Origin of the sequence: Rubripirellula obstinata, assembly GCF_001642955.1 — a bacterium.
Lineage (GTDB): Bacteria > Planctomycetota > Planctomycetia > Pirellulales > Pirellulaceae > Rubripirellula > Rubripirellula obstinata.
The window spans coordinates 1-6,914 of record NZ_LWSK01000189.1; the positions used below are offsets into that span (position 1 = coordinate 1).

Sequence of the window (6,914 nt, forward strand, 5' to 3'; positions counted from 1 at the left end):
GGTTTCGCGGCGTAGCCGCGAAACCGAGCCAGAGAATTGGTGAGAGATAACGCTGCCATCCGGGGATTTACATCCCCGGCAGAGAGCTTCCGTCCCTCCGAGGCTGACGCGCAGTAATCAATACGACGTCCCCTGCGAAAGGCGACACTTATTCCCCGCTCGTTCCTTAGAGTTCCTTTGGGAAACAACTTCCGCCGGTGCAATCCCGGCGCGCTGCCGATAGAATGCCGGGATGAAAACTTGCTTTGTCCCGTTTCTGGCTTTCCTGTTGATTACCGGTTGCGATTCTCGCTTTCGTGACGACTTGGACTATTCGTACGACGTCGTCCAAAGCTGGACCATCGAAGAAATTCCATCGGGTGATTTGGTTCAATTTGAATCCGTCGATTTTGATCTGATCGCCAGCGTGACGATCCGGCAAGCGATCGCGAAAGACAATGTGGCGGCGTCGCGCGATGTGCTGCATATTGGCAGCGGCGTTGGATTGATTTCGGCGATGTGTTTGAACTATGAAGCGAAGAGCGTGGTGGCGACTGACATTCATCCCGCCGCCGTCTCGAACACTCGCTACAACGTCGCCGCGCTTGCACCGGACGGCAAGTTGACCACTCGTTTGCGACCGGCAAGTAAGCAAGATGCGTTTTCGGCAATTGAATCTGACGAAAAGTTTGATCTGATTATCACTGACTTGGATCAGAACCATCGTCTCGGTGAACGCGAAGATGATGGTGGGTTGCGAACCTTCGCAGAGTCTTTTTTTGGCGGTTTTTCATCACACCTGAACTCGGGTGGTCGCGCGATCGTTATTTGCAGCAAGCCGGAAACATTGAACTTGTTGCTGCAAACATGCAAAGCGAATGGATTGAAAGCCAAGTCACTGGAAGAGGACTTTGAAAATCGGGACTGGGAATCGGCGGACTCCCCGATGATCCCGGCGGTTCTTTTTGAAGTCCGGCCGGATGCAGGCACGCCAGTCGGTACGACTGCGCAGCATTTGTTTTTAGCAAAACATGGTAATTAGCCGTTTAACCGCGTTGGGCATCGCCCCGCGCGTTTGGGACCGCGCGTCGTGCTGGCCCTGGACGCGCGGGGCGATGCCCACGCGGTTAAACAATTTGGCAACCCTTCAGGGCGCGGGGCGATGCCCACGCGGGTAAACGGTTTGGAAATGCTTCATGCCTGTACCAGTCCGGCCGGCGATCCAAACACCTGATACAGCGAGATCGGGCTAGTCGTTTTGGTTACTATTGGCACGCCGGTGTCAAGTCTGATTTTTGGAAAGAAAAAAGTGTGCGGCTTTTGACTTGCGAACCGACTTCGTAGGTCACTAATATGAGGGTGTCCCGCGACTTGATACGGAATTCTTTTTCATTGGCCAACATTGGGTTGGCCGCGTCGCGTTTCATTCACGCGGTTGGATAACCCATCGTGATTCATTACACCTGCGACCGTTGCAAACGAACGATCAATACGATCGATCAGCCTCGATACGTGGTACAGATTGAAATTCAATCCGTCGTCGATGATCCACTTGATGATCACGTGGCGGATATCGAACGAGAAGCGGATGAAGATATCGATTACCTCAGCGAGCTTCATCAATCGCTTGAGGGTGTGGTTGAATTGCCCGACGAAACTGCTGGCGAATCAAACCATCGCGGCCGTTATGATTTGTGTTGCAACTGCCACAATCAGTTTATGAAGAATCCGCTCGGCCGAGATACGATGGCCGCAATCGGTTTCAGTAACAACTAACCAGTTTGTTGAAGATGAAAGTCGTTCCTAGGGCCAGGCATGCGAATCGATTTGAGTTCAAAAGTAGGCCGTAGCGAGCCTCAGCGAGTTACGGCGGTGCACACAGTGCCGTAACTCGCTTAGGCTCGCTACGGCCTACATCTAATTTAAAACGTAGCCGATCCCGTCAGGGTTCAGAAAGTAGGCCGTAGCGAGCCTCAGCGAGTTACGGCGGTGCGCTCAGTGCCGTAACTCGCTTAGGCTCGCTACGGCCTACAAAAAGTGCCAAATTTGATGCCTGCGCCCTTGCGCTGCTAACGCGTTTGCAGCGTCGGCTTTGCCACCAACACTTGGTCTCGAGTGTCGAGATTCTTGTCGAGATTGCTGTCTGGCGCATTGGCGTGGGATCGCGACAGTTCGGCAAACGTGTCTCGGCAATCGGCGTAGTCCAACGCAGCGACTCGAAGCGACATTGGCAGGCGATTGATCGACTTGTCTAAATGCGGATCAGCGCGACCCGAAATCAATCGTCCCACCCAGTGTGTGTCGGTGGCTTTGGAATCACCGTCAAACTTTGCGACCATGTGTCGCAACATTTGTGGGAGCGATCGAATCGACGTTTGACGGTCGATCGTCTTTGCCAGATTTCGCAGTTCATATTCTGCCTCTGCGAGTTCGGCTGCGCGTGCTTGTGATTCAAGATCACCGTCTCGATACGTTGCCACCACAAAGTTGGCTGCACCGACGGTGACGATTTCTTGGTCAAGTCCGCCAAACTTTTTTTCGTTTCGATCCGCACGAACAGAAACGTCTATCAGGGATCCTCGCCAATTCGCAGGCACGCGTAGCGTGACTTGGAACAGTTTTTCACCTTCCAAAACCTGAGTTGCGGTCCACCTGAGTTTGAAATACACACCGCGTCCACGATCGATCGTGCCAGCGGCACTGACCGCCTGAACTGGTGCGGTTCGATCAAACTGTACCGATTCGAGATTCTTTTCGCCGCGATCCGCCGCAGCAGTGCCGCCGGCGATGTGTGGGTAGGTACCGTCAAGATGAACGCCAACCGATTGGGACTTTTCTTTGCTGCGTTTGATCTGGATCGGTGTGCTGACGTCGCTGCCGGTTTCGGTGCGAGGAAAATAGTCGACGACCGTGACCCCTTCCCCACGCGGTCGGCAGGTAACGATCCATTGATCGATCCGCGGCATCGATGGTGATTGGATCATCGACGACAAACGCAGCGAAATGGTAACCTCGGCTGGATCGACATCCGAAACGGCAGCAGCAGTCGGCGGTAAATCGAAATGAACGAGATCAGCCGATGTTGCGGTCAGCGATTCTGTAAGAAAAGCGATGACGACAAATCCTAAAGCAGTCACACGGTCAGTCATGTTATTCCTTTCCATCCAACGGTGAGGCGTTTTGCTGGTTCCATCAGCAGAGGCAAACATCGAAATCGTTTGCGAGTCGCCTTTCCATCGTGGAAAGAGTGCGGCAGTGTGCTCGCACGGAAGAAAGGTTAGGAACCGGCAGCGAGTTGGCAAGAAGCAATGTGGGCTGTCCGGGTGAGGCTCAAGCCGTGAAACACTTTTGTAGGCCGGAACAATCGCAGCGCAGTTCCGGCAAGATTTCGCTGTAGGACATTTCTAAATCGTTTAACCGCGTGGGCATCGCCCCGCGCGACGTCAATGCTGGGACGCGCGGGGCGATGCCCACGCGGTTAAACGAGCGATCGCCGTTTGGCTCGGTGGATTTTTGGAACGAATCAACTCGTGAAACAACTCGCACCCAACTTTATTCATCAATCCGAACGCCGCTGGACATTTGGTGACGGACGATGGCTCAGTAGCATATCGCGGAGTAACTCGGATGCTTACTGAAACAGCGCCTTGGCGAACGGTTCTGGATCGAACTTTGCCAGGTCTTCGATGCCTTCGCCCAGACCGACAAACTTGACCGGCAAGCCGAACTGTTTTTGGATTGGCAAAATGACGCCGCCTTTGGCTGATCCGTCCAATTTTGCTAACACAATTCCGCTGCACTGCGCAACGTCACTGAAACCGCTGGCTTGGCTGATTGCATTTTGCCCTGCGGTCGCGTCGAGCACCAACAGCACTTCGTGCGGGGCGTCTTCGATCTTCTTTCCGATCACACGACGGATTTTGTCGAGTTGTTGCATCAGGTTGGATTGCGTTTGCAGGCGTCCGGCGGTGTCGATGATGGCGATGTCTGCACCGATTTCAATGGCTTTGTCTACGGTTTGAAACGCCACGCTGGCGGGATCGGCTTCATGTTGTCCAGTGACAATGTCGCAACCGATTCGTCCGGCCCACACTGTTAACTGTTCCACTGCGGCGGCGCGGAAGGTGTCGCCGGCACCCAGGACGACCTTCTTGCCGCTTCGATGCAGATAACTGGCTAGCTTTCCGATCGAAGTCGTTTTTCCGCTGCCGTTGACGCCGACGACCAGGATGACGGTGGGGCCTTCGCCAGCGACAGCCAAGTCAGTGGAATCCTGAGCAAGCATTTCGGTGATCTGCTCTGTGATCGACTCCAGGACTTCTTCGAGCTGGACGACGCGGGCACGGTGTTTCTTGGCAATCTGATCGCGAATCTCTTCGGCGGGGCTAACGCCCATGTCGGTTTTGATTAGCCGCTCGAACAGATCCTTTAGGAATTCGTCATCGACCAGTCGCCCGTCCGCTTTGAAGAGGTCGCGAATGTCGGTGCCGAGAGCCTGGCGGGTTTTGGTTAGCGCGCCCCGCATTTTTGAGAAGACGCCAGAGCTGGCAGCTTCTGCGGGATTCGTTTTCGAGGGCGATGGCGTCGAAAGGGAATCCGCGCTGTCGGAATCGGACGAGATCAATGGCTCAGATGATACCAATGGATCACTGGGGGATTCAGTGTTTGCTTTCTTGGAACGCCAAAACGCCATCGTTTACTTTGATTGAGTTGGAGGAAGCGGAAGCCGCGGTGTCGGGCAGAGCGATTCGACGCTCAGTTTGACCCAAGAATGGCCTTTCGGGTAGGTCAGCCGAGCGATCGCGGCCGCATTGGCAACTCAACCGTCAAACCTTACCAGATCCTGAAAAATTCGTTGATCGTAATGACACGAACAGTATGAACGACCAAACAAGGCGGCACCGTTTGCCCGATATGCACTTGTGGAGCAGTGTTGGATGGATCTGAGGTTACTTTTCATCAAATTGGTGGCACCATTGTAAGTAGGCTCCGATGAATAGCCCTGAAGACAGATCACGGCCCATGAAAACACACGTGATACTTTGGCGGATGATGAGTGTTTTTGAAGGGCATCAAGCTTAGGAGCGTTCCTAAGCATCCAGTTGAACGAGCGTCGATCAGATTGCTTGTTCGCTTGGAAGACGTGACTAAAACCTTTGTGCAATTTGCACGACCACCCAAAACGGATAACTGGGGAGTTAATACAAGCATATGAAGCTTACAAAATTGGCATTGGTCGCCGCCCTCGCTTGCGGAACTTTCGCTGGCAACGCTTTCGCTGACCAATCAAACGACATTCAATTAGTATCTTGCTGCGAAGAAGCATCCTGTGACTGTGGCGAACCCGCCTGCGGTTGCGAAATGCCTTCTTTCGGTTGTGACATGGGCTGCGACGGCGGCTGCGATTCTTGCTGCGACAGCGGTTGTGGAATCGGGGCACTCGATTGCCTGACCGGCGATTGCTGCTTGGGCGACCCCTACACCTTGTTCGGCGAGCTGGACAATGGTTGGTCGATGGGCGGCTGGGCTTCGCTCGGCTATCACAGTGCCGCATTGCCAATCTTCAACGATCGTCCAGACGAATTGAACCTGCATCAAGCTTGGTTGTATGCTGAAAAAGCAATCGACACGAGCTGCGGTTTCGACATCGGTGGACGTATCGATTACTTGTACGGTATCGATGCTCAAAACACGCAAGCGTTCGGAACTGACCCACGCGGTTGGGACAACGGTTGGGACAATGGCGAGTACGGTCACGCACTGCCACAAGCTTACCTTGAAGCAGGCTACGGCGATTTGTCGGTCAAAGTCGGTCACTTCTACACCATCATCGGATGGGAAGTTGTGCCAGCGACCGGTAACTTCTTCTACAGCCACGCTTACACGTTCAACTACAGCGAGCCCTTCACCCACACCGGTGCATTGGCAACGTACAACGCTAGCGATGACGTCACAGTTTGGGGTGGATACACCATGGGCTGGGACAGCGGATTTGACGACAACGGCGACGCATTCTTGGGCGGTATTTCGCTCGGTTTGACCGACGACCTGAATCTGATCTACGCTACCACGATCGGCCAATTCGGCCGCAACGCATTCAACGGCGACGAGCAAGGCTACATGCACTCGATCGTTGCTGATTACGCTGTCACCGATAGCCTTCAGTACATCATCCAAAGCGACTTGTTGAGCACTGAAGATGGTGCTGGTGTAGACGCTCGGAATACCTTCGGGATCAACCAGTACTTGATTAAGACGCTGAGCGATTGCTGGGCCGTTGGTGGACGCTTTGAGTGGTACAACAACGAAGGTATCGACTTTGGCAATGGTGCAACTGCCGAGAACGACATCTACGCCCTGACCTTGGGTGTCAACCACAGGCCTCATGCCAACGTCACCATCCGACCTGAAATCCGCTGGGACTGGGACGACGACCAAGTCGTAGGACTTCAAGATGGCGAAGATCAAACGACCTTCGGTATCGACACTGTCTTCACTTTCTAGTCAGCTAGCCCGCCAATTTTGGCTGATTGAATCCGTACGGGAGTAGCGAAAAGCGATTCTCCCCAACGTTTCCAGCCACCCGAGGCCAGCCAGCCTGAAGTACGGGTTCAAGTGAAAAAGCCAGCCGGCCGCCCGCAGAGAAATCTGCGAGCGGCCGGCTTTTTTTCGTGTTTCCAGAGACTGCTGGTTTAGGCCCGATCCCAAAACAACGTCCCGGTTTTCCCGTACCCGGCCCAAAAAGTAGGCCGTAGCGAGCCTCAGCGAGTTACGGCGTTGCGCACAGTGCCGTAACTCGCTGGGGCTCGCTACGGCCTACATCTAATTTAAAACGTAGCTGATCCCGTCAGGTTTCAGAAAGTAGGCCGTAGCGAGCCTCAGCGGACATGTCCAAGAATTTGGCGAACCACTCTTTCTTGGTGTTAGCGAACTTG

Annotated in this window: 5 protein-coding genes; 3 read left to right on the forward strand and 2 right to left on the reverse strand. The window is 54.0% G+C overall.

What is annotated here, in order from left to right:
• Nucleotides 1-232 precede the first annotated feature (232 nt).
• Together RC85_RS24245 and RC85_RS24250 are read left to right on the forward strand one after the other, a co-directional pair.
• Complete coding sequence (locus tag RC85_RS24245; RefSeq protein ID WP_068267330.1) at nt 233-1,021, forward strand: methyltransferase; 789 nt, start codon at nt 233-235, stop codon at nt 1,019-1,021.
• A gap of 407 nt (nt 1,022-1,428) precedes the next feature.
• A complete protein-coding gene (locus RC85_RS24250) occupies nt 1,429-1,755 on the forward strand; it encodes a hypothetical protein (RefSeq protein ID WP_068267331.1) in 327 nt (108 codons plus the stop codon).
• A 293-nt stretch (nt 1,756-2,048) separates the two neighbouring features.
• Here the strand turns inward: RC85_RS24250 and RC85_RS24255 are convergent, their stop codons facing one another.
• Nucleotides 2,049-3,128 carry a hypothetical protein gene (locus tag RC85_RS24255; protein WP_149752731.1) on the reverse strand — a complete coding sequence of 360 codons (1,080 nt, stop codon included), beginning with the start codon at nt 3,126-3,128 and terminating at the stop codon, nt 2,049-2,051.
• Nucleotides 3,129-3,610: 482 nt separating this feature from the next.
• Nucleotides 3,611-4,672: a signal recognition particle-docking protein FtsY gene (gene ftsY, locus RC85_RS24265; protein ID WP_084422992.1), complete on the reverse strand. Its 1,062-nt coding sequence runs from the start codon at nt 4,670-4,672 to the stop codon at nt 3,611-3,613.
• 668 nt (nt 4,673-5,340) lie between these two features.
• Between ftsY and RC85_RS24270 the strand changes: the two genes are divergently transcribed.
• Nucleotides 5,341-6,483, forward strand: a complete 1,143-nt coding sequence (locus tag RC85_RS24270) for a porin (protein ID WP_420821395.1) — start codon at nt 5,341-5,343, stop codon at nt 6,481-6,483.
• Nucleotides 6,484-6,914: the final 431 nt, after the last annotated feature.

Excerpts from the sequence above, each read along its gene's own strand:
- RC85_RS24245 (WP_068267330.1), top strand. The coding sequence starts at position 233 with ATGAAAACTTGCTTTGTCCCGTTTCTGGCTTTCCTGTTGATTACCGGT.
- RC85_RS24255 (WP_149752731.1), bottom strand. The coding sequence starts at position 3,128 with ATGACTGACCGTGTGACTGCTTTAGGATTTGTCGTCATCGCTTTTCTT.
- ftsY (WP_084422992.1), bottom strand. The coding sequence starts at position 4,672 with ATGGCGTTTTGGCGTTCCAAGAAAGCAAACACTGAATCCCCCAGTGAT.
- RC85_RS24270 (WP_420821395.1), top strand. The coding sequence starts at position 5,341 with ATGCCTTCTTTCGGTTGTGACATGGGCTGCGACGGCGGCTGCGATTCT.